Here is a 3,094-nt window from a genome sequence, read left to right as displayed (position 1 = left end):
CATGGTGATATCAAGCGCTCTTCCAGGCATCCCAACTGCTCCTACTTTTATCACTGGACTAACACTAAAGACAGCATCACCTGGAATGCGGACGTCGTCGAAGCCGGCGTATACGAAGCGATTTTGTATTATACCTGTCCTCAAGCCGATATCGGCTCTACCGTGGAACTGAGCTTCCAGGACAGTAAACTGCAGGGATCGATTTCCCAGGCTCACGACCCACCACTGGAAGGCGCAGCGCAAGACCGCGCCCCACGATCAGAGTCACTCGTCAAAGATTTCAAACCGATGGTCCTGGGTAAGATCACCTTACCGAAAGGGACAGGTTTATTAACCCTGCGTGCTTTGGAGATCCCCGGAAGTCAGGTCATGGACTTTCGGCTGCTGATTCTCAATCGGATTGAATAAACGCCAGAGCGCCATCACAGAACACGATTCAGTCTTTTCCAAAATCTGTCACAGAACGCACACAACCCCCAATGAGAGACTCATTTCCGTAAGCTCATGAACAGCCTCAAACCAGCCAAAAACGTTCTGTTTTGACTGGTATCATCCTCTTGAGGTGGTCATAATGGACTCTGACCATCGAAATTTCTGTTACCGCGACATGGTTTCTCATCAGAAATGATGTCTCTGACTTCAAGCACCAATGCTTGAGAAAAACAGTGATGGTCTACCCCACTGAAGTTCTCGATTCCTGCACCGACTGGCAGGTCAAAGATGTAAGTAGCCAGTCACCTTTATTCCTGATAACCCGATGGATACGTTATGAAACGATACTCAACGCTCTCTGCGATCTGCCTCGCTTTGCTGTTTACCGTGACCACATATGCCGACGATAAAGGCTTCACACCTCTGTTCGATGGCAAGACTCTTGATGGCTGGGTTCAGCATGGCGGTAAAGCCAAATACGATATTGTTGAGAACACCATCGTAGGAACCTCAATCCCTAAAACTCCGAACAGTTTTCTCTGCACCGAAAAGATGTACGGCGACTTCGAACTGCAGGTGGACTTCAAAGTCGACCCACTGTTGAATTCGGGCATTCAGATCCGCAGCAACGTGTTTGATGAAGACAAAACCCTCGAAACCAAAGACGCGGATGGCAAGGAAAAGAAAATCAAAATCGCCGCCGGTCGCGTTCACGGATATCAGGTCGAAATCGATCCCTCTGATCGCGCCTGGTCGGGTGGCATTTACGATGAAGGCCGCCGTGGCTGGTTGAACAACCTTGCTGACAACAAAGCCGCCCAGAAAGCTTTCAAGCAGAACGAGTGGAATCATTATCGCATCGTCTGCCGTGGTGACTCGATCAAAACCTGGATCAATGGCGTGCTGGCAGCAGACCTCAAAGATGACATGACGTCCGAAGGTTTCATCGCCCTGCAGGTGCACGGTGTAGGCAATGATCCTGAAAAAGTCGGCAAACAGGTCAGCTGGCGTAACGTTAAAATCAAAGAACTGAAACCTCAAAAAAAAAAGTAAAACCTGAAAAACCCGCTCCTGAAAAAGAGCTGGGAGCCGCCGTTGGTGGCAACAAAGCCACTCCCATCGACCGCATTTCAGCCGCGAAAGGATTCAAGGTTGAACTGCTCTACTCAGTCCCCGCTCAGGACCAGGGATCGTGGGTTAACCTCTGCACTGACGATAAAGGGCGCCTGCTGGTCAGTGATCAGTACGGCGGACTGTATCGCATCACTGCCCCTCCCGCCGGAGAACTGGTAAAGCCTGAAGACGTAGAGAAAGTGCCCGCCGAGATTCGTGGCGTCAACGGGATGCTCTGGTCTAAGGGGGCACTCTATGTGGGAGTCAACGACTACGAACAAAAAATCGCCTCAGGACTCTACCGTATTTCCGATAGCAATGGCGACGATCAGCTGGATCTGGTCGAATTACTGCATGAAGTCGAATCACACAGCGATCACGGCGTACACGCTCTGATGCCCACTCCGGATGGTGAAGCCTTTTATCTGGTGACCGGTAATAATACGATTCCCCCCGTACTGGCCGACAGCTCTCCTGTTCGCCAGGTCTGGGGAGAAGATCATCTGCTGCCCAGCATGCCGGATGGCCGAGGTCACAATCAAGGCGTACTGGCCCCCGGTGGTATTATCTACCGTGTTTCTCCTGATGGTCAGAAATTCGAAGCCTATGCTTCGGGATTCCGAAATATATTCGACGCCGCCGTCAGCCGCGACGGCGAGCTGTTTACCTTCGACGCCGATATGGAATACGATTTCAACACCCCCTGGTATCGCCCCACCCGGATCTGTCACGTCACCAGCGGCGCAGAATTCGGCTGGCGCAACGGGGCCGGAAAACGCCCTCCCTTTTATGCCGACAACCTGCCAGGCATCCTGGATATCGGCCCCGGTTCTCCGACAGGCATGACCTTCGGTTACGGCGCGAAGTTTCCTGCGAAATACCAGAACGCCCTGTACGCGCTCGACTGGAGCTGGGGCAAACTCTACGCCATTCACCTGAAACCGGAAGGTTCTTCCTATTCCGCAACCAAAGAAGAATTCGTGACAGGCGCTCCACTCCCCATCACCGACGCCATCATACATCCGCAGGATGGCGCCATGTATTTCACTATCGGCGGGCGCCGGGTGCAATCCGGTCTTTACCGGGTCACGTATGTCGGTGACGAATCGACCGAACCAGTACAGGCAGAACCAACCGTGAATAAAGCGCGTCAAACACGGCACGCCCTCGAAGCCTTTCACGGCAAGCAGGATCCCAAAGCAATTGAAGTCGCCTGGCCATACCTCGCCGACAAAGACCGCTTCATCCGATTTGCCGCACGCACTGCGATTGAGCATCAACCCACTGATACCTGGGCAGAAAAAGCATTAACCGAAGCCGATCCTGCCAGGCAGGTCGAAGCATTATTGGCATTGGCCCGTGTCACTGGCGTCTGTCCACAACACCGTAACGAGCAGACTCCGGAAGTGGACACTGCCATGCAGGCTAAACTGTTATCCGCCGTCATTAACATCGATGACGCCAGCCTTGATCTGACACAGCAGCTGATATTGCAGCGAACCTTACAGATTATTTTAAATGGTTTAGGTCGCCTCGATGATAACAAGGT

General features: G+C 52.5%; 1 protein-coding gene and 2 pseudogenes. All 3 read left to right on the top strand.

Annotated features, from left to right (window positions below; genetic code table 11):
• Window positions 1-408, top strand: a pseudogene (locus Q0294_RS13030) (N-acetylgalactosamine 6-sulfate sulfatase); the annotation flags it as partial.
• Window positions 409-768: 360 nt separating this feature from the next.
• The gene (locus tag Q0294_RS13025) at window positions 769-1,485 is read left to right on the top strand and encodes a DUF1080 domain-containing protein (RefSeq protein WP_299465943.1); all 717 of its coding nucleotides are present in this window, start codon (window positions 769-771) and stop codon (window positions 1,483-1,485) included.
• A gap of 260 nt (window positions 1,486-1,745) precedes the next feature.
• Window positions 1,746-3,094, top strand: a pseudogene (locus Q0294_RS13020) (heme-binding protein); the annotation flags it as partial.

The sequence above is a fragment of the uncultured Gimesia sp. genome (assembly GCF_937919775.1).
Classification (GTDB): Bacteria; Planctomycetota; Planctomycetia; order Planctomycetales; family Planctomycetaceae; genus Gimesia.
The sequence above is the reverse complement of the archived record's forward strand: the minus strand, read 5'-3'. Positions and strand labels throughout refer to the sequence as shown.